The sequence below is a fragment of the Burkholderia sp. PAMC 28687 genome, from assembly GCF_001577465.1.
Classification (GTDB): Bacteria; Pseudomonadota; Gammaproteobacteria; order Burkholderiales; family Burkholderiaceae; genus Caballeronia.
Genome location: NZ_CP014505.1, coordinates 2,659,417 through 2,686,082, shown reverse-complemented (window position 1 = coordinate 2,686,082; position 26,666 = coordinate 2,659,417). Strand labels below are relative to the sequence as shown.

At 59.6% G+C, this 26,666-nt stretch carries 18 protein-coding genes and 4 pseudogenes; 10 read left to right on the top strand and 12 right to left on the bottom strand.

Annotation, left to right across the window (positions count from 1 at the left end; all coding sequences use genetic code 11):
* The first annotated feature begins 1,096 nt into the window (after positions 1-1,096).
* Both AX768_RS12375 and AX768_RS12370 read left to right on the top strand, forming a co-directional pair.
* Positions 1,097-2,566, top strand: a complete 1,470-nt coding sequence (locus AX768_RS12375) for an ATPase domain-containing protein (RefSeq protein ID WP_231941271.1) — start codon at positions 1,097-1,099, stop codon at positions 2,564-2,566.
* Between the two features lie 2 nt (positions 2,567-2,568).
* Positions 2,569-4,626 (top strand): hybrid sensor histidine kinase/response regulator, encoded by a 2,058-nt coding sequence (locus AX768_RS12370; protein WP_062000199.1) that lies wholly within the window; start codon positions 2,569-2,571, stop codon positions 4,624-4,626.
* A 31-nt stretch (positions 4,627-4,657) separates the two neighbouring features.
* Here AX768_RS12370 and AX768_RS12365 read toward each other — a convergent pair whose 3' ends face one another.
* From AX768_RS12365 to AX768_RS12355, 3 genes and pseudogenes are all read right to left on the bottom strand, one after another.
* Positions 4,658-5,932 (bottom strand): EAL domain-containing protein, encoded by a 1,275-nt coding sequence (locus AX768_RS12365; protein WP_062000198.1) that lies wholly within the window; start codon positions 5,930-5,932, stop codon positions 4,658-4,660.
* A 333-nt stretch (positions 5,933-6,265) separates the two neighbouring features.
* A pseudogene (mdtD, locus tag AX768_RS12360) lies at positions 6,266-7,713 on the bottom strand (multidrug transporter subunit MdtD).
* Between the two features lie 158 nt (positions 7,714-7,871).
* On the bottom strand, positions 7,872-9,311 hold the full coding sequence (locus AX768_RS12355; protein WP_062000197.1) for a mannose-1-phosphate guanylyltransferase/mannose-6-phosphate isomerase: 1,440 nt from the start codon (positions 9,309-9,311) through the stop codon (positions 7,872-7,874).
* A gap of 257 nt (positions 9,312-9,568) precedes the next feature.
* Here AX768_RS12355 and AX768_RS12350 point away from each other — a divergent pair, with 257 nt between their 5' ends.
* Complete coding sequence (locus AX768_RS12350; RefSeq protein WP_062000196.1) at positions 9,569-10,957, top strand: CoA transferase; 1,389 nt, start codon at positions 9,569-9,571, stop codon at positions 10,955-10,957.
* A gap of 3 nt (positions 10,958-10,960) precedes the next feature.
* Here AX768_RS12350 and AX768_RS12345 read toward each other — a convergent pair whose 3' ends face one another.
* The 5 genes from AX768_RS12345 to AX768_RS12325 all read right to left on the bottom strand — a co-directional run bounded on the left by AX768_RS12345 (position 10,961) and on the right by AX768_RS12325 (position 16,628).
* Positions 10,961-11,707 carry a GntR family transcriptional regulator gene (locus AX768_RS12345; protein WP_062000968.1) on the bottom strand — a complete coding sequence of 249 codons (747 nt, stop codon included), beginning with the start codon at positions 11,705-11,707 and terminating at the stop codon, positions 10,961-10,963.
* Positions 11,708-11,885: 178 nt separating this feature from the next.
* On the bottom strand, positions 11,886-13,100 hold the full coding sequence (locus AX768_RS12340) for an MFS transporter (RefSeq protein WP_062000195.1): 1,215 nt from the start codon (positions 13,098-13,100) through the stop codon (positions 11,886-11,888).
* Positions 13,101-13,300: 200 nt separating this feature from the next.
* Positions 13,301-14,263, bottom strand: coding sequence for a LysR family transcriptional regulator (locus AX768_RS12335; protein WP_062000194.1), 963 nt, complete (start codon positions 14,261-14,263; stop codon positions 13,301-13,303).
* A 154-nt stretch (positions 14,264-14,417) separates the two neighbouring features.
* Positions 14,418-15,068 (bottom strand): 2-hydroxychromene-2-carboxylate isomerase, encoded by a 651-nt coding sequence (locus tag AX768_RS12330; protein WP_062000193.1) that lies wholly within the window; start codon positions 15,066-15,068, stop codon positions 14,418-14,420.
* 99 nt (positions 15,069-15,167) lie between these two features.
* Positions 15,168-16,628, bottom strand: a complete 1,461-nt coding sequence (locus AX768_RS12325; RefSeq protein WP_062000192.1) for a TAXI family TRAP transporter solute-binding subunit — start codon at positions 16,626-16,628, stop codon at positions 15,168-15,170.
* 690 nt (positions 16,629-17,318) lie between these two features.
* Between AX768_RS12325 and AX768_RS12320 the strand changes: the two genes are divergently transcribed.
* Together AX768_RS12320 and AX768_RS12315 are read left to right on the top strand one after the other, a co-directional pair.
* Positions 17,319-17,678 carry a BON domain-containing protein gene (locus tag AX768_RS12320; RefSeq protein WP_062000191.1) on the top strand — a complete coding sequence of 120 codons (360 nt, stop codon included), beginning with the start codon at positions 17,319-17,321 and terminating at the stop codon, positions 17,676-17,678.
* Positions 17,679-17,969: 291 nt separating this feature from the next.
* Positions 17,970-20,063, top strand: a complete 2,094-nt coding sequence (locus tag AX768_RS12315) for a D-(-)-3-hydroxybutyrate oligomer hydrolase (RefSeq protein ID WP_062000190.1) — start codon at positions 17,970-17,972, stop codon at positions 20,061-20,063.
* Between the two features lie 9 nt (positions 20,064-20,072).
* Here the strand turns inward: AX768_RS12315 and AX768_RS12310 are convergent, their stop codons facing one another.
* A complete protein-coding gene (locus tag AX768_RS12310; RefSeq protein WP_062000189.1) occupies positions 20,073-20,765 on the bottom strand; it encodes a DUF2242 domain-containing protein in 693 nt (230 codons plus the stop codon).
* Positions 20,766-20,927: 162 nt separating this feature from the next.
* Here AX768_RS12310 and AX768_RS12305 point away from each other — a divergent pair, with 162 nt between their 5' ends.
* Positions 20,928-21,167 (top strand): hypothetical protein, encoded by a 240-nt coding sequence (locus AX768_RS12305; protein ID WP_062000188.1) that lies wholly within the window; start codon positions 20,928-20,930, stop codon positions 21,165-21,167.
* Positions 21,168-21,494: 327 nt separating this feature from the next.
* Here AX768_RS12305 and AX768_RS12300 read toward each other — a convergent pair whose 3' ends face one another.
* Positions 21,495-22,478 carry a hypothetical protein gene (locus AX768_RS12300; RefSeq protein ID WP_062000187.1) on the bottom strand — a complete coding sequence of 328 codons (984 nt, stop codon included), beginning with the start codon at positions 22,476-22,478 and terminating at the stop codon, positions 21,495-21,497.
* Between the two features lie 401 nt (positions 22,479-22,879).
* On the opposite strand from AX768_RS12300, the gene AX768_RS12295 reads away from it, so the two are divergent.
* Positions 22,880-23,530 (top strand): hypothetical protein, encoded by a 651-nt coding sequence (locus tag AX768_RS12295; RefSeq protein ID WP_062000186.1) that lies wholly within the window; start codon positions 22,880-22,882, stop codon positions 23,528-23,530.
* A 208-nt stretch (positions 23,531-23,738) separates the two neighbouring features.
* On the opposite strand, the pseudogene AX768_RS12290 reads toward AX768_RS12295, so the two are convergent.
* A pseudogene (locus tag AX768_RS12290) lies at positions 23,739-24,100 on the bottom strand (GNAT family N-acetyltransferase); the annotation flags it as partial.
* A 111-nt stretch (positions 24,101-24,211) separates the two neighbouring features.
* Here AX768_RS12290 and AX768_RS12285 point away from each other — a divergent pair.
* Positions 24,212-25,239 (top strand): annotated as a pseudogene (locus tag AX768_RS12285) (IS110 family transposase).
* A 339-nt stretch (positions 25,240-25,578) separates the two neighbouring features.
* Here AX768_RS12285 and AX768_RS12275 read toward each other — a convergent pair.
* Positions 25,579-26,058: pseudogene (locus AX768_RS12275) on the bottom strand (IS5 family transposase); the annotation flags it as partial.
* Between the two features lie 114 nt (positions 26,059-26,172).
* Here AX768_RS12275 and relB point away from each other — a divergent pair.
* The gene (gene relB / locus AX768_RS12270) at positions 26,173-26,394 is read left to right on the top strand and encodes a type II toxin-antitoxin system RelB family antitoxin (protein WP_062000184.1); all 222 of its coding nucleotides are present in this window, start codon (positions 26,173-26,175) and stop codon (positions 26,392-26,394) included.
* Positions 26,378-26,647, top strand: a complete 270-nt coding sequence (locus tag AX768_RS12265) for a type II toxin-antitoxin system RelE family toxin (protein ID WP_062000967.1) — start codon at positions 26,378-26,380, stop codon at positions 26,645-26,647. The genes relB and AX768_RS12265 overlap by 17 nt, the downstream gene beginning before the upstream one ends.
* Positions 26,648-26,666 lie beyond the last annotated feature (19 nt).

The following is a 26,666-nucleotide window of genomic DNA, read 5'->3' as shown; positions in this document are numbered from 1 at the left end:
CAACTGAATCATGCAAAGAGGGCGCGTAACGGTTGCTTGATATAAAGCGTAATGTGGCCATTACGGGGAGCGATATACCAGTAGTCCATCCCGCGCGTGGGTAGATTCGATTGTGCGGATCGTGAACAACATTACGCCGCCGTCTCTGACGATGCTGAACGCTGTGCTCCACAGTGGCAACCAGCTTTGGGGAGTGCTCCAGAACTTCAAGCGCCGAAATAAAATCGGTTGAGCCGGCGGGCGGCATGTTTTCATCGTCGTACACCGGATGCCTTTCGCAGGCGTTGATATCACGCTCTCGTAAAAATCAGTTAACTTGCCCGTGCCGCCTCCGTAGTCGACGCATTAAGTATATGGCCCTTTTTACTAAAATCTGCGATGAATGCAGCGTTCCCGCTCGGTCTGATATCGACATAGTCCGAATCGATAATGACGTGACGTAGTCGTCGTTATAGATGTGCTCGCGAAAATCGTTATTGTCCCAATGATCAAAGGCAGGGCTGGAGAAGAGACCGCACGTCGAACACTTGTAGTAGTCGACGGAGATTACGGTGAAAGGCAAATAGCATCCCCGGGTTCTTCGCAGTTTTTGTTGAATTCCCCTACCCCGTAGAGTGGCGCTTTGGCGCTGCAAATCTTTCAGTGTGAGACCCTGGAAACGCTAGGCTTAAGCATATCTATCAGATTCCCATAGTATTTGCACCGAAACTGAGCTTTAGAGCGCGCGTTTGCGCGAATGAAAGATGTCGCTCATGTTTTCGTCATCATTTTCCAAATCTTTATCACTTAGCCATAGCCATGCTGCGTCTTAGAGCGCTGGCACGTCCACAGTTCGTGCCGCGCCGCGCCACGCTAGGCTCACGCAAGGCGGTAGTCGGTGTCCTGTTTTATATCGACGCACCACGACCCGTAGCGGCGAGGCCTCCATCTTGCCTCGTCGATTTTCCGTCGCCCCAAAAAATGTCGTGTCGATGTGAGCAGCAATGAGTACTCGCGGGCCTGCTATTTGCTCTAATTTTGCGGTAATTCGACAGCGTGCACATAAATATTTACTACTATGAAAACTAAACGCCTTGCGCCGCCGTCGTCGCTGCGAATGTCAACGGGCGTCGATGGGCTTGATGACATTCTTGGTGGGGGCCTGACGCCGAACCGCGTGTATCTGGTGGAGGGTTCACCAGGGGCGGGCAAAACTACCCTTGCGCTGCAATTTTTACTCAAGGGCGCGGCGTTGGGCGAGGCCGGGCTGTTTATCACGCTGTCTGAGACGCGCTCGGAACTGCTCGCTGTTGCCCACGCGCATGGCTGGGAAGTCGACGCTATTTCAATTGTTGAATTGCTGTCAGACGAAGGACTGGACCCCGAGTACGAGCAGTCGATCCTGCATCCCGCAGAAGTCGAGCTTGGCGAGACTGTTAAAAACGTGATGCATCAGGTCGAGGCGATCAAGCCTGTGAGGATCGTTCTGGACAGTTTGTCTGAGCTGCGGCTGCTCTCGCAAAATCCGCTTCGATACCGTCGGCAAATACTCGCGCTGAAGCGCTATTTCGCCACTCGCGAATGCACGGTCCTGCTTCTCGACGACAATACCTCCGACCCTAGCGATCTTCAGCTGCACAGCATCGCCCATGGGGTAGTCAGCCTGGATACGCTCGTACACGATTATGGCGGCGCGCGCCGCCGATTACGCGTGGCAAAGATGCGAGGCTTGAAGTTCCGCGAGGGGTTTCACGATTTCACCTTGGAAACGGGCGGTATCGATGTGTATCCGCGCTTGGTTGCGGCCGAACACCACGCCGAGTTTTCCAGCACGCCGTTGAGTACGGGATCGGAGGGCCTCGACGTGCTGCTTGGCGGCGGCTTGATCCCCGGCACCAATACGTTGCTGATCGGACCTTCTGGTGTAGGTAAAACTACCACGGTGGTCGGTTGCCTGTTGGCGGCGTTGAAGCGCGGCGAGCGCTGTATGTACTACCTCTTCGATGAAACCCTACGTACGCTTTTGCTGCGTTCGAAGGCGCTCGGCATGGACCTCTCCCCGTTTCTTAATAGCGGCCAGTTGACTTTGCGCCAGATCGATCCTGCAGAAATGTCGCCGGGACAGTTCACTAGCGACGTCCGTGTCGCGGTGGAAGAGGATGGCGTACGCTATGTGGCCATCGACAGTTTGAATGCTTATCTTCAAGCGATGCCCGGCGAGCGCTATCTGTTGCTGCAGATGCACGAACTGCTCGGCTATTTGAACCAGCGTGGCGTCGTGACCATGCTCGTGCTTGGGCAGCATGGAATCGTGGGCGAGGTGGAGACGGATATCGATATCAGCTATCTAAGCGATTCCATGATTCTGTTTCGCTACTTCGAACATCAGGGCGAAGTCCTTACCGCGCTTGCGGCCGTCAAAAGTCGCGGTAGCGCGCATGAACGCACAATCCGACAATTCAGACTGGCTCTCGGCGGAATTGAAGTCAGCGAAGCGCTGCGCGATTTTGATGGCGTGCTAGCCGGATTGCCGTCGTATCGCGGCGACACCAAGATCCTTGGGCGCGTTGACCGTCAGGACTCGTAGCCGTGGAGAGCCGAGTCCTGATCCTTGCCCCCCGCGGCCGAGACGCCGATGTCATCAGTGAAGTGTTGAGTCGTGACGTCCTCAAATGTCTCGTATGCACTGACGCAGCGACACTTAACGCTGAACTGCGTGCAGGTGCCGGCACGGCGTTAATCGCTGAGGAAGCCCTCACAGACGACGACATGCCGCAGCTCTTCCAGTGGCTCGAACAGCAGCCGACCTGGTCTGATTTTCCGCTGATTCTTCTTGCTACGAAACGCACGGAACGCCGCCCGAAGCATGCGCTCGAATTGCTTGAGAAGCTCGGCAATGTAGTCGTACTCGAGCGGCCGCTGCACGCCGAAACGCTGCGGCGCGCGGTGGCATCCTCGTTGCGGGCGCGATTGAGGCAATACGAGGCACGGCGTCAGCTTGTCGAACGCGTTGAATCGCAGGAGCGCTTGCATCTCGCCTTGGCGGCAGGGCGGCTCGGATCGTGGGAACTCGATGTCGAGACCGGTGCACTACGTTCGACCGAGGCTTTTCGCAAGATCTTCGGGCTTAAGGCACCGATTGTGGAATACGCTCAACTCGCGGAGGCAATTCATCCGGAAGACCGCGAAATGCGTCAGCGGGCGCTGGAACGCTGCATTGAAGAGAACACGAATCTCACGCTTGAATATCGCGCGATATGGCCGGACGGATCAATACGTTGGGTCGAATCACGCGGCCACCCCATGCGCACCGTCAATAACGCGACCGGTGCAGTGACGACAAGAATCATTGGCGTATCGCTCGATGTCACCGACAGACACGCGGTCAACGAAAAGATCCTCGCAAGCCAGTTCGTAGTCGAGCGTTTGAACGACACTCTAGAAAGCAGGATCGCTGAGCGCACGCAGGAACTAGCCTCGGTGAACGACCGACTCATGAAGGAGATTCACGAACGCGCCAAGGTCCAAGCTGTGCTTGTGCAGGCGCAGAAAATGGAAGCGCTTGGGCAACTGACCGGTGGTATTGCGCATGATTTTAACAACTTGCTCAACGTTATCATGGGCAACGCAGAGCTGATCACGCGCGTGAGCCTCGATGAGCGCGTGCAGAAAATGGCGCATACCGTGAAGCGTGCAACCGAGCGCGGCGCGAAGCTTACCGGCCAGTTGCTGACGTTTTCACGCAGCAGTAATCTGGACCTCAAGGCCGTCGACGTGATTTCCATGCTGCATGGCATGCGCGACATGCTGACGTTATCGCTTGGAACGGGAATTCATTTCGGCACGCGTTTCAATGTAGAAGAGGCTTGGACGGATGCCGATGCCAACCAACTCGAACTCGCGGTGCTAAATCTTGGGATTAACGCACGCGATGCCATGCCTGACGGCGGCCTGCTGACGATCAGCGTTGACCAGCGCGCCGCACCGGACGGAACGCTCCCGGCGGGGCAGTACGTAGTGATCGGCGTGAGCGATACAGGCACGGGCATCGCCCCGGAGTTGCTGACACGCGTCTTTGATCCGTTCTTCACTACTAAACCAGTGGGCAAGGGTACGGGACTCGGCTTGAGCCAAGTGTATGGAATTGCGACGCAGGCGGGCGGGACGGCGCGCATTTACAGCGAAGAAGGCAAGGGCACAACCGTCGAGCTTTGGTTGCCGTTGCGGGAGCGACAAAAGACTGAAGTCGCTGTGCCTGAGCCATACGATGAGCGCTCAAACGGACACCAGCGAATTCTTGTTATTGAAGATGACGTCGATGTACGGACCTTCCTCGTCGACTGCCTGAAGATGCTCGGATATACCGTAACGGAAGCGGCGCAAGGGCGGCTTGGGCTTGAGCGGCTGCGCGACGATAACCCCGATCTGCTGATGGTTGACTTCGCGATGCCCGGCATGAACGGGCTCGAAGTGATTACCGAAGTCAAGCGCACGCACCCGCAATTGCCCGTGATTCTGGCGACAGGATATGCGGACGTGGATGTATCGAAGTATCGGGTAGATGGGTACGCGGTGCTTAGAAAGCCGTTTAAGATCGGCGACCTCGCCCGCACGGTGAAGGCTGCTCTGATGGCGGCCCCTGCCTGAAAATAGAAACATGGCGAAAAACGGTGTAGGCTCAGCGCCGTTGTGCTGTCACGTCCCAGTTTATGTCCACGCACAGTACTTCGGTGCCGCGCCGTGTTAATGCAGCGATTGACGCCGTCACGCACAAGTGCGCTTCATTGATCGACAGGTACGGCGATGTCAGATGAACGCGATCAGGCGTGCGCAGCGCTTCGATGAAATACGGTCGCCGCTCCCAGCTCGCGCCTTCCGAATGCAGCAACGGCCTAAAGCGCTTCGCCCGCTGCGATGCTCGCGCGGCCGGCAAAATATTGTCGCCGATTTGACGGCCAGAGGCATCGAGTAGAAAACAGCGTGCCGTTTCATGGAGTTGGAGTAGGCCTCGGGTTGCATCGGCAAGACCGGCGCCCTCGATAAGTCGCGCTGCGGCGCTTTCCAGTGCGCTTACGTAGGGGGCGAGTCGTGCTGATTGCGCACGCTCACGTGCGGCCACGCGTTCACGCGATGCCGCCGACAACGCGTCCACGACGCCTTGCGCCGCTTGCGGTTGGACCGCTTCCGCGCTCGGGCCCGCGAAAAACGCGCCCTGAACGAAATCAACGCCGCATTCCAGCGCGATGAGCGCATCGCGTTCGGTGCTCAGGCCCCCCATCAGGACGAGCTGACCCGATTCATGCAGCAGCGAAACCAGCCCGGGTAATACGCGCTCGATGTGTGAATGCTCGCTTGCCTGCTGCAGGATGCATCGGTCGAGCGTCACGATGTCGGGTCGCAGGTGCCATACGCGGTCGATGTTCGAATGCTTTACGCCAAAGCCGTCGAGGGCGATCAGGAAGCCGGACTTGCGCAATGAATCGATGATTTCCGCAAAACGCGTCGTCTCGCCGCCGGCCTGTTCGGGCACTTCGAGCACCACGCGTTGCGGCGGCAGCCCGACATTTTTTAGCGATGCGAGGAGCGCGTCTCCATAACTCGTGTCCATCAATGCAGCGGGGTGAAGGCTCAGGAAGAGCCACTCGTCGTTGCTGTCGAAGGAAAAGAAGTTGCCTAGATGCAGCGATTCGGCGAGGCGCCCAAGTTCCAGCAGGTCTCCGCGCCGCGCGGCCTGTGTGAAGACCTCGTGCGAGGGCACTTGGCGGCCCGTGTCATCGCGGGCGCGCAGTGATGCGTGATATCCGATGGCGCGCCTGTGCGACACCGAGAACACAGGCTGGAACACGCTGAACACAGTGTATTCGCCATACAGAACCGTGCGCCGCGAGCCCTCGTCGCCTGCGATAGGGCGGGGCGGCTGAAAGCCGGGAGGGTCAATATCAACCATGCTCATGGTGTTTTTGGCAGGTGTTCAAGCGCGGCTCGAGTGGGAAAAACTTAGGGACCGCTTTAGTTTAAAGGACAGCACCTCTGTTGGAATAGCAAGAAATATGCGCATTTGACGGTATTTCGAGACGGGAGTGCCTATTGGACGCCGGGTGGCGTTCCGCGTCGTTTGTATGGCATTCGTGGGGTAACGGGCGCACATTCATGGTGCGGGCGAGGCCCGCATTCGCACAGGTTCGGGGTTTCGAAAGTGACGGAGGCTTCCGATGTTTGCGATTTGGGTCGGCACCTCGACACGCATTTCATGCTCATAGTCGTGCGCCATAGCGTCTATCGAGAATCAATGCGCCTCCGACGGATCGGTCTCAGCGCTTTTCACTGCCCGAATCTCCGGCGCAAGCTGCGCGAAAATCCATGCTGAGGCAGCCGTAATAATCCCCACGCAAAGGAACGTAGCGTGAAAAGCGGGAAGGGAATTCGTCCCGGTGACCTTCGGCAAAATCCCCGTGAATGTCGCAAGAACCGCCCCGGCGATGGTCACGCCAAGGCTCATCGAAAGCATCTGCACAAGCGAGAACAAACTGTTGCCGCTGCTCGCGCCCCCCGTGCCAAGGTCCTTCAAAGTGAGCGTGTTCATCGCGGTGAACTGAATCGAATTGACGCCGCCAAAGAATGCCAATTGGATCAACCGAACCCAAAGCGGCTGCTCGGCGTTTGTTAGTGAAAAGCTCGCCATGGTCAGCCCGACCAGCACCGTATTGACCACCAACACCCGCCGATACCCTCGCGCCATGATCAGCTTCGTCACGATCCGCTTCGATACCATCCCCGCGGCCGCCACGGGCAGCATCATCAAACCCGCCTCGAACGCGGAATAACCCAGGCTCACCTGCAGCAACAAAGGCAACAAGTAAGGCATCGCGCCGCTGCCGATGCGCGCGAAAAGATTGCCTAGCAAACCGACACTGAACGTGTGGATCTTGAACAGGTCAAGCGAAAAGATCGGCTGCGGGACGCGCACCGCATGCAGCCCGTAAGCCACAAAACACGCAAGGCTCAACACCAGCAGCACCAGCACGATGGCGTGCTGCAGGCCGAGATCGGCGAGGCCATCGAGCGAGATGGTCAGCGCCACCATGCCGACGGCTAGCAACAGATATCCGGCGAGATCGAACGGGGCGGTGGCAGGGTTGCGGCTATCGGGCATGAAAAGCCGGGTCGCAATGCAGCCGATCACACCGACCGGCACGTTGATCAGGAAGATCCAGTGCCACGATGCAATCTGCACGATCCACCCCCCAGCGTCGGCCCGATGAGCGGCCCAATCAACCCGGGAATGGCTACGAACGATAAAGCCGGTAAATATCGTTCCGCGGGAAAGACGCGCAGCACGGCAAGCCGTCCGACTGGGAGCAACATGGCGCCGCCCACGCCCTGCACGACGCGATAAACCACCAGTTGCATCAGCGTATGCGCGTTCGCACAAAGCAGCGAGCCGATGGTGAAGATGAGGATCGCGCTAAAGAAGACGTGCCGGGTGCCGAACTTATCGGCGAGCCAGCCGGAGAACGGGATCACGGTCGCCATGGTCAGCGAATACGCGATCACCACGCCCTGCATGCGCAGCGGCGCTTCGCCGAGGCTGCGGGCCATGGCGGGTAGCGCCGTATTGACGATGGTCGAGTCGAGCGTCTGCATAAAAAAGCCGGTGGCGACGAGCCACAGCATGATCGTGAGCGCTTGCGGGGAGGGAGAGGACGGAACGTTCGAGCGGATTGTGTCGGGCATGAAGGCGGCCGGCGGAAGGAGTGGGCTGATTTTACGTCGATGCGCAAGTCATGGCAGGCACTAATCACGGAAGCGGGACGCTCGAACGCAAGGCGCCCGGGTTTGAGGCCGGGCGCGCATGTAATCTGAAACAAAATCGACTAGTGCATATGTGCTGCTTACGGTCGACCCGCCGCAGGCACACGCCCATACGTATCTTCGAACCGCACGATGTCGTCCTCGCCCAGATACGTACCCGACTGAACCTCGATCAGCTCAAGCGGAATCTTCCCCGGATTGAGCAAGCGGTGCGTCACGCCAAGCGGAATATAGGTCGACTGATTTTCGGTGAGCATGATCTGCTGGTCTCCGTTCGTGACCATCGCCGTGCCCTTCACCACGATCCAGTGCTCCGCACGGTGGTGATGCATCTGGAGGCTCAACTGCGCGCCGGGATTCACCTCAATGCGTTTCACCTGGAATCGCGAACCCTGGTCGATACCCTCGTAGGACCCCCACGGCCGCACCACACGCCGATGCGTCACCGACTCCGTACGGCCCGACGCCTTCAGCCGCTCGACGATTTTCTTCACATCCTGCGTGCTGTCACGGTGCGTCACGAGCACCGCATCCGCCGTTTCCACGATCACAATGTTGTCCAACCCGATCGCCGCCACCATCCGGTGTTCCGCGCGGATATACGAGTTGCTCACGTTCTCGGTGAGCACATCGCCGAGCGACGTGTTGCCTTGTGCATCGCTCTGCGCGATTTCCGCCAGCGCCGTCCACGAACCGATGTCGTTCCAACCGAGATCGGCAGCGGCAATCACCGACGCGCGGTCTGTGCGCTCCATCACCGCATAGTCCACCGATACGTTCGGGCATTCCTCGAAGGCGCCGGCGTCGAGCCGCACGAAATCGTAGTCGCGTTTGGCCAGCTCCAGCGAAAGGGTGGTCTGACGCGCGATTTCAGGCTCGTACTTGCGCAGCTCGTCCATGTAGGTCGAGGCCTTCAGCATGAACATGCCGCTGTTCCAGTAATAGCTGCCCTCTTCGATAAACCGCGCAGCTTTCTCCGCATCCGGCTTTTCGACAAATTCGGCGACGCCGAACGCACCTTCGTTTGCACCTATCTTCGAGCCACGGCGAATGTAGCCATAACCGGTGTGTGGCTCGGTCGGGTCGATGCCGAACGTCACGAGATAATCGTCCTTCGCCACTTCAGCTGCGGCTTCCGTAACGCGAGCGAACGCTTGTTCGTTAAGGATCACGTGATCCGACGGCAGCACGAGCAACAACGCATCTGGCGATGAACGCAGCGCCAGCAAGGCGGCCGCGGCGATGGCCGGCGCAGTGTTGCGGCCGACCGGCTCGAGCACGATAGCCGACGGAACCGTGCCCGACTCACGCAATTGCTCGGCGACGAGAAAACGCTGCTCGTTGTTCGTCACCACGATAGGCGCGGTAATGCCCGCGATGCCGTTTAGGCGCAACGCCGTTTGCTGCAGCAACGTCTTGTCGCTGGTCAGCTTCAGGTACTGCTTCGGATAACCGCCGCGCGACATGGGCCACAAACGCGTACCGCTGCCGCCGCACAAAATAACTGGATGAATACTCATTCAACTCCCCTCGAAAATTTCTAGTTGCGCAATTTTGCTTTAATTATGCGATTGATGGTTAAGTTAGTGTTGCATTAGCTTTTTTCCGGAGCGGAAGCAGACCGGTCCCAGACCCGGACGGTCAGCGCGTTCGCCGTAAGCAACGATGCAAAGCCGCAAGCGCACATCTTATTAGATCGCTTTGTGCGGAATGTAAGGCACGTTACATAAAATCGCGCCGATGATCCGCTGGCAATCATCGATCAGGAGGCACCGGCATGAATTTCGCCTTGAATCCCCTTACGACGCTCTGGCATCTCGCCGGCCGTCACCCCGAGACGCTCAATCACCTCACGCTCTCCGGTGACGAGCGGCAGTTGCCGTCGGTGTATCGGGTGAGCGCGCTGGCATCGGCGAGTATTGGCGCCTGCGCATTGGCCGCCGCCGATTGCTTGCAGCAGCGCACGGGCCAGATGCAGCAAGTCGAACTCCATGCCCGCCGCGCAGCAGTCGCATTTCGCAGCGAACGCTACTTGCGCATCAACGCAGATAGCGCGCCCGAGCTGCGCGATCCGCTGACAGGTTTCTACGAAACGCGCGATGGCCGCTGGATCCAGCTTCACACAAACTTCAAGCATCATCGCGATGGTGTGGTGAAGCTCCTCGGCTGCGCCAACGATCACGCCGGCGTCAGCGAGGCGATCCGCCGCTGGGACGGCGCCCCGCTCGACGAAGCCCTCGCCGACGCCGGCCTCTGCGCCGCGCTGATCCGCACGCCGGAAGAATGGTCGATGCTGCCGCAAGCCTGCGCCATCGCCGAAACGCCGCTGCTTGAAATCACCAGACTTGGCGATGCACCGCCTGAACCCGTTGGCGACGGCGAGCGACCTCTGTCCGGCGTTCGCGTGCTCGATCTGAGCCGCATCATCGCGGGCCCGGTGGCGGGGCGCACGCTCGCCGAACACGGCGCCGATGTCCTCTTGATCAACGGTCCGCATCTGCCGAACATTGCGCCTTTGGTTATCGACAACGGCCGCGGCAAACGCTCCGCCACCCTCGATCTGCGCGATGAAACCGGCCGCACCGCCTTGCGCGCGCTGCTGAAAGACGCCGATGTGTTCCTGCAGGGCTACAGGCCCGGCGCGCTCGAGGCCAAGGGCTTCGGCCCTGAGGAAGCCGCGCGGGAACGGCCGGGGATCGTGTACGTGACGGTATCGGCGTATGGACACAAGGGGCCGTGGTCGCAGCGCCGTGGCTTCGACAGCCTCGTGCAGTCGGCGAGCGGTATTGCGTGGACCGAAGCCCAGGCTGCCGGCCAGACGAACCCGCGTCATCTGCCGTGTCAGGCGCTTGATCACGCGACTGGCTATCTCGCAGCATTCGGCGCAATGACCGCGTTGCAACGCCGCGCCGAGGAGGGCGGAAGCTGGCATGTGCGGGTATCGCTGGCGGGAACGGGGCGCTGGCTGCAATCGATGGGTTTGATCGAAGACGGGCAAAAGATCCACGATCCGAATATCGATGACGTGCGCGATGTGCTTCAAACCATCGAATCGCCGTTCGGGTCGCTTACGCTCACACAGCCGCCCGAGCGTATGTCGATAACGCCGCCATTCTGGTTCTCGCCGCCGGTCGAGATCGGTACGGACGAGCCGCGCTGGACGTGATGATTACTTTCGCAACTCCGCAACGAAGTCGTAGTAATCGTTGCGGCAGTAGGTATCGGTGAGTTCGATCGGGCGCTGATCGGCCGTATAACCCACGCGTGTGATCAGCAGCAACGCATCGTGTGGCGCGATGCCCATCTGCGTGGCGATTTCGTCGCTCGCATTCACCGCGCGAAAATGCTGCAAGGCCCGCACGATAGACAAGTTCCGCTGTTCCAGAAAGCTGTAGAGCGAATCGCCGATCGCGTCCGGGTCGGGAATCAGCGCTGCCGGAAAGGTCGAATTCTCGACCGCCATGACAATGCCATCGGCCGTTCGCAAGCGCCGCAAGCGCGCAACGGCCGCCGCCGGCGATAACCCGAGCTGGATCACTTCGTCGCGATTCGCGGGTTCGATCACGCGCGAAAGCCACTGCGATCCGGGTGTAAATCCACGTCTGCGCAGCATTTCGCTGAAGCTCGACAAACGCGAAAGCGGGTCTTCGTAACGCGGCGTGATAAACGAACCCGCGCCTTGCGTGCGTCGTATGAGTCCTTGTTCGACCAGGAGCGCGATGGCTTTGCGGGAGGTGATCCGCGACACCCCGAGCGCCTCCGACAACACGCGTTCGGATGGCAATGCTTCACCGGCGTTCCAGCGGTTATCGTGAATCGCATTACCGAGCTTGCGGGCGAGTTGCAGGTAAAGCGGAGTGTCACTGTCCGGGTCCGGGCGCAAATCGCGCCAGCGGTCTTCCGATGTGGAGTTCATATTGCGCAGGAAGTGAGGACCAAGCGGCGATTCTAAGACAAGCGGCGCAATGGCGGTTTGCTTTCGTTCGTAAGCAGAAACCATCAGGCGGCTTGGAATATCGCAGAACGCAGCCGATCAACGCGAAACGTCCGCCGAAGCGGACGTTTTCAACGCGCGATGCCAACCGCGAAAACCGTCAGGCGGTAGCCGCACCGCCCAGGCCGCGCCCGGTGCGCATGTACAACCCGACGGTCAGCGCCACGCCCGCCGCCGATGCAATCGCCGCAAACAGGTACACCGAGCTGAAGCCGAATTCTCCGGCGACGTACCCTGCCAGCGGCCCGGTCACGCCCAGCGACAAGTCTAGGAACACTGAATACGCCGATAACGCTGCACCGCGGCTTGCTGGCGGAACGAGTCCGACCGCTTCCACGCCCAACGCCGGGAAGATCAGCGCGAAGCCGAAGCCGGTCAGTGCGGCGCCGGCCAGCGCGAAGGCCGGGTCGGCGGCAAGCCAGAGCATCAGCAGGCCCACGCACTCGAAAGCGAACGAAACAATAGCGACGCGAAAGCCGCCGAAGACCTTGATGGTGTTCGCGAAGAGCAATCGCGCGCCGACGAACATCGTGCCGAACACAGTCAGCGAAAGCGCGGCGTTCGGCCAATTATGCGCGGCGTAAAACAGGGTGATGAACGTGGCGATGGACCCGAATCCCGCCGATCCTAGCGCGAGACCCATTCCGTGCGGCAATACGCGGAAGAACACGCTCCTGTACGACATCCGCTCGCCGTGAACCACCGGCACCGGACCCATGCGCGTAGCGAGCCAGTAGCCGAGGCCGCCGAGCGCGATCACGAACGTTCCCAGCGATGCAAACCCGAGCGTGTGCTCCATCGCCACGCCCAGCGGCGCACCAAGCGCGAGCGCGCCATAAGTGGCGATGCCGTTCCACGAGATCACGCGTCCGCTCTGATTGGGCCCGACCCGTCCGATACCCCACGTGATCGCGCCCGTGCCGACGAGACTCTCGCCAAATCCAAGCACCAGCCGGCTGACGATCAGCAGCGCGAGGCTCACCGAATGCCATTGCTCGGCGAGCGCCGCGCACAGCAACAGCACGCCGCTGATTCCACAGGCGGTCAGCCCGCGCAAGACGGTCTGCTTCGGACCGATGCTGTCGGCGGCGCGCCCGGCGAGTGGCCGCGATGCCAGCGTCGCGAAGTACTGCACGCTGATCGCCACGCCCGCCATCACTGAACCATATTCGAGATTCAGATGCACGAAACCCGGAAGCACTGCGAGCGGAATGCCGATGGTCAGGTAACAAATGAACGTGAAAGCGACGACGGCGACAATCCGGCCGGTAATGGCGAGATCGGCGCGGCGGGACAGCGGGGCTTCGGTGGACATTGGGGTAAGTGCGGGGTTGATCTTCCTGAAGAAGCGTGATTTTCCCATAGGTTTGGGCAAACCGTGCGACGTAAATAGTATTTCTACGACCGCTTAAGACTCCGGAAGCCCCGTCTCACAATGGATTGCAGTATTTTCAGATTCGACTGAAAACTTTCGGAAAAATGGAATGTCCTCCAAAACCGGCATTCTTACCGGTTCTAATTGCGCGGGGGCTGTCCGGTGAGATCTCCGGAGACGTCGCTCATCAGCGCTTGCAGCCATGCCAGATCGGTCGGACGGCTGACTTCGGGCAAGCACATCAGGTAGCTTTCGATGGGTGGAAACTCGATCGGCGACTCCATCACCACCAGCGGCAAAAGCGCCGCGTAATGCAACGCAAAGCGGCGCGTGGCGGTGAAGATCAGGTCCGATTGCAGCAGCGTCTGCGGCACGAGGCCAAAGTAGGGAAGGGTGGCGACAATGCGTCGCTTGATGCCGGCGCTCTCCAGACCGATATCGATGGGATGCCGTTTTGCCCCGCTATAAGCCGTCGGCGCAAGGTGCGCGGCCAGCGCATATCGCGAGGCTGTGAGCGGTTCCCGCGCTAGCGGATGGCCGCGGCGCATGAGGCAGACGAAGTGATCGGTGAACAATTCGCGGCGCGCGAAACGCGATTCCGGATTTTCCCAGTTGCCGACGACCAGATCGAGATCGCCGTCATCGAGCGCGGCTTCGTGGTCGAGCGTCGGGCTCAGCGATTCGATTTCCAGCCGCGCATTGGGCGCCGCGGCGCGGAACGCGCGGATCATCGTCGGCATGAAGAAGTCGTTCAGATAATCCGGCGCGGCCACGCGGAAGGTTCGGCGGGACGTGGCGGGATCGAAGATGCCGTGCGGCGTGGCGACGAATTCCACTTCGCGCAGCGCGCGCTGCGTGGCGGGCAGCAGCGATGCGCCGTATTCCGTCGGCACCATGCCTTGCTTGCCGCGCACGAGGATCGGATCGCCCAGCAGATCGCGCAAACGCCGCAAGGCCGTGCTGATGGCCGGCTGCGTCTGGCTCAGGCGCATTGCCGCTTGCGTGACGCTGCGCTCGGTCAGAAGCGTTTGCAGGACGCGGATCAGCCAGATATCGAGGGAATCGGTCGAGCTTGAATCGTCGGAGTCGGCGGGATCGTTCATGGGCAAGGCGTTTTTCGGGCGGGCGCTACACAGAAAACCATGGCGATGCACGCCGGAGCCGTTACGTTAAGCCCGCCCGATCCCGCACGCCATAGCGTGGCCGCTATGCGCGGCATACGAACGGCCGCCGTCGCGCTTCAGCTCCGCCGCGCGATTACATCTGCGGCGCCATCCTCGGCAGGTTGCTGATCCGCTGGACTTCGGCCGCTTCCAGCCAGTTCGGCGACCGGGCCACGTAAAGGACCATCGGCAAGGTGTCTTCGCCCCAGAACAATTGCTGGTTCACCACGAAGGTCGGCACGCCAAATACCCCAAGTTCGATTGCGCGCTCGACGTTCGCCTGCAGCGTCGCCTTGACGTCCTCGAGCTCGATCATCTTTGCACCGTCGGGCAAACCGACATGGCGGCAGAGATCGTCGAACCCTTCTTCCGTCGATGGATCGCGGCCCTGTTTCCAGATGAACCGGAAAATCTCGCGGATGCAGCCGACTTCCCCGCCCGAAGCCACCGCGAGCCGCAGCGCCTTGGACGAGTCGAACGGATGCGACGGCGGCATTTTGAAAGGAATGCCCAGTTGCTCGGCACGGAACAGCGCGTAGCGGTACATGAAGACGCGCTTGGGCGGAATCGAGCCCGGCATCGGCTGACCCCAGTGCTTGAGCAGCTTCAAATAATCGATCGGCAACACCTCGAACGGCATGTTCGGCCACTTTTCATGCTGTTCCAGCAGCAGATATGAAAAGGGAGAATTGAAGTCGAAAAAAAAGTACGGCTGGCGCGGATCGGTGGAAGGCGAAGAGCTCATTTGAATCTCCCTGGCATTTCGATGCCCCTCGTGATGCACTTCATGACGCTCATTACGCGGCGCCTGTAACTCAGGTTACCGTCGTTTCAGCTTTCGATATTACGTGGTGTGCTCAACGCTGTCTGCCTGCGCGTCGAGCGCGACGGTCTGGGCGAGGGTCAAACGCTGCCGCACGAAGCCGATATGTTCCCGCAGCACATAGAACTGGTCGGCATAAGCGAGCGGCATTTTCATCTGATTCACCTTTGCCTCGATATCGTCCAGCCGATCGATCAGCGCTTCGCGCTGGGCGGTGTCCGGATCGGTCATCGCCTCACGTTCGATCGCAATTAGTGCGCCATAGATCTTGTAGATGCGCGATCTCACGCGCCAGCGGTAGAGCCCCGGCACGAGCCGGAAGCCCGGAATCAGCACCACGATGATCGGCACCAGCAGCACGATCACCCGGTCCGCCAGGCTCGCGATCCAGAAGGGCAGGGTCCGGTACAGGAAGCCCTTGCCCGATTTGTAGTAACGCTCGGCGTCGTCGCTGATGCGAAATTCGTGCGCGAGCGGCGCGGGGAATTCGTTGGCCGACTGCATCAGGTTCGCGCGGCCGTGGACCTCCTTCGCAGCTTCGATCAACAGGTCGGAGAGCGCCGGATGCAAACCCTCACGCGCGATGAGTTCGGCCGTGGGCGCGATCAGGCGGATGCGATGTTCGGGCAGGTTCTTGGCGAGGTCGAAGGCGCCCATCGGCAGGTTCAGGACGGTCAAGTATGGAAAGCGGCGGGCGTAGGCGTCGGCCTGGGCGAAATCGAAGAAATGGATGCCGGGCGTCCTGTACAACTTCCCCATGGTCGGCGGCTGGGCGGAATCGCCGGTGAGAAACGCGGCGTCGATACTGCCGTTCGACAGGGCTTCGGCGGCGGCGTCGCCCGCGAGCGGCAAGAGTTCGGTATTGCCGCCAGGCTCGATCCCGTTCGCTTTCAGGATCGCTAGCGCCAGTGCGCGTGTGCCGCTGCCTTCGGTGCTGATCGCAAGGCGCTTGCCCTTCAGCTCGGATAGCCGCGTCAACACTGGCCCGCGATAAAACACCGCCAAGGGCACGTAAGCCACGCTCCCGAGAGACACCAGGTCGTCGTGTTTATCGGATGTGGCCGGCGCACTGCCTGGGACAATGGCGGCGGCCGCCGACATGCCGCCCTGCACAAAAGCGACATCGACCTTGGCGTTCGGGTCTTCGAGCTTCTGCAGGTTATCGAGTGAACCTTGCGATTCCAGCACGTTCAGCGTGATGCCGTTGCGCGCGAGAATCTTCTTGTACTGCTGAGCGTTGTTCCAGAACGAACTGCCCTTCGTGCCCGCGGACATGGTCAGCGTACTGGGCGGCGCGGGCTGGATCAGGCGCACGGCGAGATAGATGGCAGCCGCGCTGATCAAGAGGATCGGGCCGAACGAGATCGCAAGATCGCGCCACGAGATGGCGACAAACCGCGCCATGGAAGGCGCAATGCGCCGTACGCGCGGCTTTGGCGGATTGTCCGAGGGAGAGGGTTTCTGGCCGGGAGGTTGGATCATTGTCGAGTTTGCTAAGGCAGAATTTGAAGCAGGACTTGAGACTGGACTCGCGGCGGCACCATAAAACCTTGCAGCTGCGGGTCTTTGACGCGATGGAAGGCAGACTATAAAAGGGAAAACCCTGGTTCACTAAACAGGCAAACCGCCGCGCTTGGCGCATTATTCGACCGGTCCGAAATGTCGCCGATGTTACATGAACGCCAATACGCCGAAATCAGGGGCACGCCCTAAGCCGTGGTCATCGAGCGTCAGTTTTCATATCGGGCGTCACGATAAACGCACGGATGCGTGTCATCGTGTTAAATGCTTTGCGCTTCTGGCAAGGCTGGATTAAATTGACGTTCGCCGCCGCAGAACCAGCATCCGCGCCGCCAACCGGCATTTCGGAGCAAGTGCTCCGTGCAGAACCGGAAGCGTCGTACGATGTGCGGCAGTGCGTGTCCCGAAAGAACGGAGTGACATCCGCAATGACACCCGTACAAGAATCACCGGACATTCGTTTTTTTCGCCAGTCTCTCGCAACGCCGTGTCGCCAGCATCGCCGGTATCGTCCGTCTACGTCGACTGTTCGAGGTCACCGTTAGTCGGCAAACCGCAAGATGTCGTAGTAAGCCGCTGGGTTGATGCGGTTCAAAAGAAGCACAAAGAAGTACAACTTGCGAAGTCCAAAGCGAAACAAAAGGAGAAACCATGAAAGCAGTCGATATGTTGAAGGCACTGGGCGTCGTGCTGTGCGTCGCGGTGGCATCGAGCGCCTATGCTCAATCAAGCGATGCTGCGCCCTCGGACGCAATGTCGGCGAAGGCTGACGCCAAGACCATGAAGAAGACCGATCGCAAGCTCGGTCTCGATGTGCGCCGTGCATTGGGCAAGGCACAGGGCATCGACGTGTCGAACATCTTCGTACGCGCACGTAGCGGCGCAGTCGTCCTGACGGGTTCGGTGCCGGACGGCGCGCAGATCCCGAAGGCCGAAGAAATCGCGAAGGGCGTGGCCGGCGTGAAGTCGGTATCGAACAAGCTTTCGCTCGCACCGCAAAACGGTTCGTGATGCAGGCCTGAACTACAGGCTTTCGGAAAGCCGCGGCGTTGTCCTTTGTAACGACGCGGCTTGAGGGAAATCGAATGGTTCAAGAACGGGTTCCAGCGCCTTGCGCGCCGGAACCCGTTTTGTATTGGTAGTCCGGGTATTGCCGGGTAGTGGCGCTGCATCGGTTTGTGGTTGAGTGACGAGGTTGCGTCGACCTTGCGCGGACCTTGCGGATTGCTCTCCCGCTTGATATTGGGCTGTGTCGTGGTCGGCGTATGGCGCGTTCAACCGACAAAAATTCAGGGAGACACGATGAAGCGATTTCCGGTAGTCATGATGCTCGCCGCGCTGGTTGGCGCAGGCTTGGCGGCGTGCCACGGCAACGATGACGACCATGGCTCGCAGACCAATTCACTGCCGAGCTTCATCTCGGGCAGCGTGCGCACCCAAACCTACGACGGCAACACCGACGACCTACTGACCGCCGGGCTGGGCAAGAGCGGGCTGGCATCGGCGAGTGCGCCTTCGGTTGCGAACGCGTCCTCGCCTACGGCTGCCGAACTCAGGCGGCTTGCGATCTACTCGAATTATCGGGCGCTCGTGGACATGTCCGCGAACGGCGGCTACGGGCGTTTCTGGGGGCCCAATGTCGATCTAAACGGCAACGATACCCTCGGCGAAGGCAAGATCGTAGGCAAGGAATATCTCGCATACGCCGACGATGGCAGCGGAAAGAAGAACGTGAGCCTCCTCGTGCAGATTCCGGCGAGCTTCAACCCGGACCAGCCGTGCATTGTGACGGCGGCATCGTCGGGGTCTCGCGGCGTGTATGGGGCGATATCGGCGGCGGGCGAGTGGGGCCTGAAGCGCGGCTGCGCGGTGGCTTATACCGACAAAGGCAGCGGCAACGGCGCGTACGAACTCGCGACGAACCTCGTTACGCTGATCGACGGGACCTTGTCCAACGCGACGGGTGCCGGCAAGAGCAGCGAATTCACCGCCAATCCAGGTGCGACCAGCATCGCTGCATTTAACACGCAGTTCCCCAACCGGTACGCGTTCAAGCACGCCCACTCGCAGCAGAACCCGGAAAAGGACTGGGGCACGAACACATTGCAAGCCATCCAGTTCGCGTACTGGGCGCTCAACGATACCTTCGGCGCAGTCGATGGCACCAACCACAAGACGCGCTACAACCGCGGCGACGTGACGACGATAGCGGCGTCGGTGAGCAATGGCGGCGGCGCGTCGCTCGCCGCGGCCGAGCAGGATACGCAAGGCTGGATCACGGCGGTGGTTGTCGGCGAGCCGCAGATCAACCTGAAGGTTCCGTCGCAGGTGTCCGTGCGTCAGGGCGGCGTGCCGGTGGCTTCGTTCGGGCGTCCGCTTGCCGACTACATGTCGCTTGCGAACCTGCTGCAGCCTTGCGCGGCGCTGGCCCCGGCAGCAACGGGCGCGCCTTATCTGACGGCGCTGCCGCTAACTACGACGACGGCAATCCGCACGGCGCGATGTGTGTCGCTGGCGGCCAACGGCGTGATTTCCGGCGGCGATATCATCAGCCAGGCGAACAGCGCGCTGGCCCAGCTTCATCAGGCGGGATATCTGACGGACTCGGACCTTCTGCAAGCGCCGATGTGGGATTCGCAGGCGGTGCCGGCGGTCGCGGTCACGTATGCCAACGCGTACACGCAGTCGAGCGTGACGGACAACCTGTGCAACTTCAGCTTCGGCACGACCAACGCGCTCACCGGCGCGGCGGGCGTGACGCCGCTCGTCTCGCCGATGCCAACCGTCTTCGGCAACGGCAACGGCGTGCCGCCGACCAACGGCATCAACCTCGTCTATAACGCGGGAAATTCCGGCGCGGCGGATCATCGCTTCGCCACCGCCGATGCCAGCTTTGCCGGCGCGTTCTGCGTGCGCGGCCTCTGGACCAATGGCGATGCTCGGATGACAGCGAGCGTCGATGCCATCCGCGTGAATGCGAACCTGCACGGGAAGCCGGCGATCATCGTGCAGGGCCGCTCGGACACGCTCGTGCCGATCAACCATGCGTCGCGCCCGTACGCCGCCATGAACAAGCTCGCCGAGGGGAATTCAAGCAATCTGTCGTTCTACGAGGTGACGAACGGCCAGCATTTCGATGCGTTCCTGAGCGTCGCGGGGTTCGATAATCGATTCATCCCGCTGCACTACTACAACCTGCAGGCGCTGAACCTGATGTGGGCGCACTTGAAAAACAACGCGCCGCTTCCGCCTTCGCAGGTCGTGCGCACCGTGCCGCGAGGCGGCGCGGCGGGGGCGGCGCCGGCGTTATCCGTGGCGAATCTGCCGGCGATCTCGGCTGCACCGGGCGGCAACGCGATCACTTTTAGCGGTGGTTCGGTGAACGTGCCGGAGTGAGACGCTGTCTTACGGCGCCGGCGTTGGCGATGAAGCCGGCAGCGCCGGCACACTCACCACCGGCGTCTGCACGACGATCGGCGTTGGCGTCAGCTCCGGCGAATTCAATATCAGCGATGGCGCGAGCGGCCGGCTGGTGACATCGTCGCCGGGAATGGGAGAGCTGCGCGGCACCGTGCGCAGGTAATGGCCGACGAGACCGAAGAACCGATCGTAGAACTTGCCCGCCGGTACGGTCTCGCTCGAAATCTTGACCATGGAGTCGCTGTTCGAGCGGATCGGCAGCGACAACGATCCGAGTACGCTCAACCCCACGCTCGCCGATGTATCGCTTTTCTTGAGCGTATAGCCGTCCTGCACAGCGTTCACATACGCGATGCTGGTGTTGCTCGCGTTCTCGCCTGGCGTGCAGACCACATGAAAGGACACCACCACGTGCGAGTCCGGCGTTGGCTGGAAATTCTTGGTGGCATCGACGGTATCGGGCTGGGCCATCGTCGTCATGTAGCCTTGGCTTAGCAACGCGCGGCGCGATGCTTCGCAGGTTTCCTGGCTGGTTGCGTCGTAGTTGTGCGCGAACGGGCTTACGCCGGTGGAAAACATCTCCGCCTGGTAGCTCGGCGTGGGCGTCGCTTTACCGGCGCACGCGGCGAGGATCAGCAGGGGAAAGGCGAGGGGAAGATGGGAAAGCGGCTTGTACATGACAGTCTGCTGGACGAATCGAGGGACATCGGCGGGCTAGATTGTAGTGTGCCGTGAGGGCAGGCGTAAAAAGGTGCAAAATTACACAAGAGCAATTTGACCTATGAAACGGCTTGCGCCTAGTTCTATTTCGAACTCGCGCTTTTATCGAGGGATGTTCACATGAGAAAAAAATCTGTATTGGAGAACAAACCGACCGAGGTCATTCAGGCGCCGAAAGACACGCCATGTGAAGAAGTTGCCGAACTTACGAACGAGCATGATAAGAACACAGCCTCACTTAATCACGCGTGCACCGCTCGGCCTGATTGGGCTTCATTTGCCGCTGAACCGGCCGCTGGTATCGATTTCCTTGACTTGCGTCCGGATGTGATTCCAATCCTGCAGCCTTCCAGGCGGTAAAAAACCTGAAGATCGGGCCGGCACCCAAGCCTCGTTTCGAGGTTCAACGAGCCTTGAACTGCGGAAGCTATCGGTACAAGGCTTCGCAGCCACTTGTCATTCAACGTTAGCCGTGGTCAGTTTTGCGTGACAATCAGCAGCATCTGCGCACCTGAAATACGTTCCCGGCTAGGTCAGCCCGACTGTCGCGATCTAATGGTAGACCTCCCCTCCGGTTTGAGTGGTTAATGCCCCCTCCACTCTGGCATACCGAGGCCGTCAATGGGTGGGGACGTCCATCACATTGTATTTATGATCGGATAACGGCGTTGCGTGGAAAAGCGCGCTTCAACCGCCTGCGATCGACTGGAAGTCGGCGTAGGTTTCCGTGTAATTGGCAGTCTTGCCGCCCGAGGTCACGGTGATCCCAACTATGTTCGCGTTCACGGCAGATAACGTCTCGACAGTGTCATTGGTCGTCAGCTGCACGACACCTTGCTGAAGTTCACCGCCCGTGACCATGACGGCAGTCGGCGTCGACACGTTGAATGCAATGACCGCATCGCTCGCTGACACGCTTACTGCGGCGCTGCTCGTGACCGAATCCGTTGTGGGGTTCGTCCCGTGGATGCGCGTCATGGCCAGTGATGACACGGTGATCGTGCCACTCACATCACCCGAGGTTGCCGTGCTCTGCGTGCGGTTGATCGTGATCGAAGGCGCGGTCGCCGTCGTGGTGGTCAAGCCCGTGCTTGCATCGAAGGACACGGCGATGTTGATCGTGCCATTGAGCACATTGGTTCCCTTGCCCGATACCAGCGTTACGTTGTTGGCGGTTTCGGTGGCGGTGTAAGCCCAATTGCTGGTCTTGCTGCCGACCTGGCCGCTCGCGCTCTGGACCTGAAGCGAGATCGTGCCCGATGCCTTCGCGTCGCTCGCGACTGTCGCTGCCTGTACTTGCCCAATGCACTGATTGAAGGTGACCGTCGCGCTCTCGCCCGCTTGCAGGCCGGCTGCGCCCGCGCTCTGTGCGACGACATCGACAGAACCGCCCCCCGCGCACGCCGTGCTCGATGCACCCGTGGCAGACGACACATCCTGCACGAAGGACGACACCACCGACGTATAGATCGCCGCCACGCCCGGACCTGCGAGCATGCCGAATGCGCCGGCATACTTGGCCACGTGTTCGCTCTGAATCGCAGTCGAAAGTTTCAGCACGTTGGAAACCGGCGCGTCGGAGCCGCCGCCTCCGCCGCAGGCGTTCAAACACAATGATGTCGTGATAACAGCCGCCGCTGCGATAGATCGAATCCCTTGATACAAAGCCATGCCAACTCCAAACGTTTTCTTGCCGCGCGTTTGCGCGGAATCGTGAACGGGGCGTGCCCCAGATAACTGAGCGGGTTTGCGGGGAAAGCGGCGTAACCGTATGAACCGCGGAACCCAAGTGTGAAACGGATTATCACGGTCTGCGAAACGAATCGATTCACCGAACAACGGCCAGAAAGATAGGCAATTCGAGCGGCACTTAAAAACGGTCGGCGCAAGTTTTTATCAGAGGAAAATTAAGCGCAGGAACGCGCTGCAGGCCGCTGTGCAAAACGGCGTGCGGTCATTTTTCCTTATTTCGAATTACGCTCAAAAGCGGCCGCTATTCACAGCATTGAATCGAATCCTGAAACCTTAAAGTCTCGACTTCTTGAAAATTTGAGTTAACAAGGAGAGGGGCGGTGAGGAAATTTTTGAGCGCAGCGGCGGCTGCGGGTGTGGCGGTATGTGCATCGAACGTGCAAGCGCAGGAAATCTATGCGCATGCTGGAACATTGGGCGCAGGTCTCGGGGCCGCCTACTCGCTATCAACATGGGCGGGCGTACACGCAGAGGTGGAAGGCTTCGGTCTTTCGCACTCGGTAACAGTGGATGAAAACAAGTACGACGGGCATCTGAGCCTTAAGCAAGGCGGCGTATATCTTGACTTGTTTCCGTTTCGCAATAGTGGCTTTCGAGTTACCGGCGGTGCGCTCATCAACGATGACGAGTTGAGAGCCCACGCCGTTCCAAACGCGCAAGGCAACTACAAAATCGGCGATGATTTCGTACCCGCGGTGGGCGCGGCGCCGTCAGCAGTGGCGAAGCTGCCGACAGTGATGCCGTACATCGGACTGGGATACGGGCACAAGCCGGCTTCGAAGGGGTTTGGCTTCACCTTCGACATTGGTGCGGCCTATGGTCGGCCGCATGTGGACTACAACATCCCGGCAATCTACAGCTTGTTCACATCACAGGACAACATTCTGCAGGCCGAGCAGAAAGTGACCCGTGAAGTGGAGAAGTACCACTGGTATCCGGTGGTGCAGTTGGGGATTAGTTATCGGTTCTGATCGACTCGCGTGATGACACAGCGCGGACCCGGTTAGTCCTTAAGCAATCGGATTGCTGTTGTCGCCGCTCGGCCATTTCCGGACGCTCGGGAGCGAGTGCCAGATCGTGGACAATCGCCTGAATTTCAAGAAGCTTGTCACTGAATCGCAGCCGCTTTAGATCCTGCTTGTTAATGGTGGGACCGTTGAATACACCGACCTGAATGAATCACCGCCTCCCACCCGAGAGAGTTCGAACTAACTGCGATCCCTTTCTTGACGGCCGGCTGAATCGTTGCTCTACAACGGTGGCTCCCCACTGTTGGCCTTCTGCCTCGTCCGTCAATTGAAATCCCGCTGACTCGTATAAGTGCCGCGCTGCTTCAAGGCTTTGAAGGTCCAAAGATACGTATCGTCAAAGTGCGTGTCGACAAATGCCATTGCACGCGCAATCAACTGACGTCCAATGCCGGAACCCCGCAATAAATCGTCAACGATGAACCATCGCAAGTGAGCAACGCGCGTTCTAGCATCGCCATCGATTGCCAGCGAAGCCAGACATCTCCCGTTCTCCACAAACAGCCAGAGCACTTCGTTTTGATCGGGCAACGAGGCGTTAATGGAATGGACGCCCCCACCCGAAACGGCACCTATGTGCCAAAGTGGGTGCTCACAACAGGCACTCGAACGGGTGCATCCATCATGACTGTAACGACGATAGGCATCGACTTGGCAAAAAATGTGTTTCAGGTCCACGGCGTTGATGAGCGCGGCAAAACGGCTCTCAGGAAACAGTTAAAGCGAGCTCAGGTTGCTGAATTTTTTGCGAATATACCGCCTAGCGTTGTTGGGATGGAAGCCTGTGGCAGTGCGCACTACTGGCGAGAAAACTGCAGTCCTTTGGCCACACGGTCTGTCTGATGGCGCCGCAGTTCGTCAAACCCTACGTCAAGACCAATAAAAACGATGTCGCAGATGCTGAGGCGATCTGCGAGGCCGTCGCGCGACCGAACATGAGATTTGTGCCCATCAAAAACGTCGAGCAACAGGCTGTCCTGTCGCTGCATCGGGCACGTCAAGGCTTCGTGAAAGCCCGTACCGCGCAGGCTAACCAGATCCGAGGGTTGCTTGCGGAATTTGGACTGGTTGTAGCTCAAGGTATTGCGCACATTGCCAAGCAGGTGCCGGAATTGATCGAAGACGCGACCAATGAACTCCCGAGCACGTTCCGTCTGCTCGTGCAACGATTGATGGAACACCTGAAGGAACTCCACCGTCAAGTCGACGAAATCGGGGCCCAAATCGAAACGTGGCATCGGAGTTGTGAGTTGAGTTGCAAGCTCGCGAAAGTCCCTGGGATCGGTCCGATTACTGCTAGTGCGCTGACCGCAACCATCGGCAACGCGCGTAACTTCTCCAGCGGTCGTCAGTTGGCTGCGTGGCTCGGTCTCGTTCCCCGACAGAATTCGAGCGGTGGAAAGAATGTGTTGCTTGGCATCAGCAAACGAGGGGACCCTTATCTGCGAACATTGCTTATCCACGGCGCCCGTGCGGTCATCTACAGAGCGAAGCTCAAAGGTGCAACAGGCAGTTGGCTCCAAACGTTGCTTGCACGACGAAATGTCAATGTGACCGCCGTCGCGCTAGCAAACAAGAACGCACGCATCATCTGGGCGCTGCTCGCACACAATCGGGATTTCAGTTCCGATTACATGTCTGCAGAGGCGTGACCAACTACGCAGACCTGAATTCAAGGACACCAACGCATTCATAAGAGATTTCCCATATCACCGATTGCTCAGGCGATCAAACAGTGATGGCAAGACGGTCAGACCGCGGTTAGCAGAAGCCTGATTTGCAACACGAGCGTGAAGCTCGCAGCGTTGATAAGGCGCCGACCAGCGAATTCCATCAGGGACAGCAGGCATGAGCCTGACACGAAGTCCGGATACACGGCTGCAATCTCCACCTTCGAACCATCGCGGAATGAATCGTTTGACAAGCCGGGGGCGTCCATACATGTTGCAAAAATCGACAGTTCAGGCGGGCGTACACCCACGATTCTAAATTCATGAATTACGCACGGACTGCGGGCGTGCAAGTGTGACCATGTGGTTGATGATGCCAACACGGATGGCGACCTCCGTCGCTTGTGAACCAATGCAGCGCGCCGAAAGACAATTCCCCGTGAGCGTTTTATACCGGTACATCGTATTTTCGATCAGCGAACGTCGGTGGTAGCCACTTTGCTTCTTCCATTCGCCTCGGCCATCTCGCGCGATGTCGTCGATCGCCTCATTGCGCCAGCTTGCTCCGGGTGTGCCCTCAGACCAAGGTTTCGCGCCTTCACGCGGCGGAATTGATGGCGTGGCGCCGCGCCCAGCGATCACCCTATGGCACTGCTTCGTATCGTAGGCACCGTCACCGCCTACCGTATCGATGGGTTCATCGACAGGAATCTGCGCCAACAAACCGGGCTATGCACTTGCGTCGTCGACATCCTGATGCATCATCAGCGCCGCGCGTATCTGCCCCGTCTTTACGTCCACAATCCGACCTGCCGCGCTCGATGACGAGGCGGACCTTGAGTGAAGTGCGTTTAATATGCGTTATACGTGTATCGCACGAATCCAACGACACATCCGTACTGCTGGAGGCTAACCATGCTCGCCATCCGCCTGCCCGAAGAAATTAAAGCTCGCCTGGAGACGCTTGCCAAGCGCACCGGGCGCAGCAAGACGTTCTATGCGCGTGAGGCCATTCTACAACACCTGGACGATCTGGAAGACCTCTATCTGGCTGAGCGGGCGGTTAAGCGTATCCAGGCAAAGGAACAGACGGCTGGGCTGGATGAGGTGGAGGCACGGCTTGGTCTGGCGGATTGAGGTCTCACAAACCGCTGAAAAGCAGCTTGCAAAACTGGACCGCGTGGTCGCCCGGGGCATCGTCGCGTTTCTGCGGGATCGGGTGTCGGTGATAAACGACCCGCGCGCGATCGGCGAGGCGCTCAAGGGCAGCGAACTGGTTGAATTCTGGAAGTATCGCGTTGGTGACTGGCGGCTGATCTGCCAGATCGAGGACGCGCACATCACAATTACGGTGTTACGGTTGGGCAACCGGCGTGAGATTTACCGCTGACCTTCCGACCGCACACGCA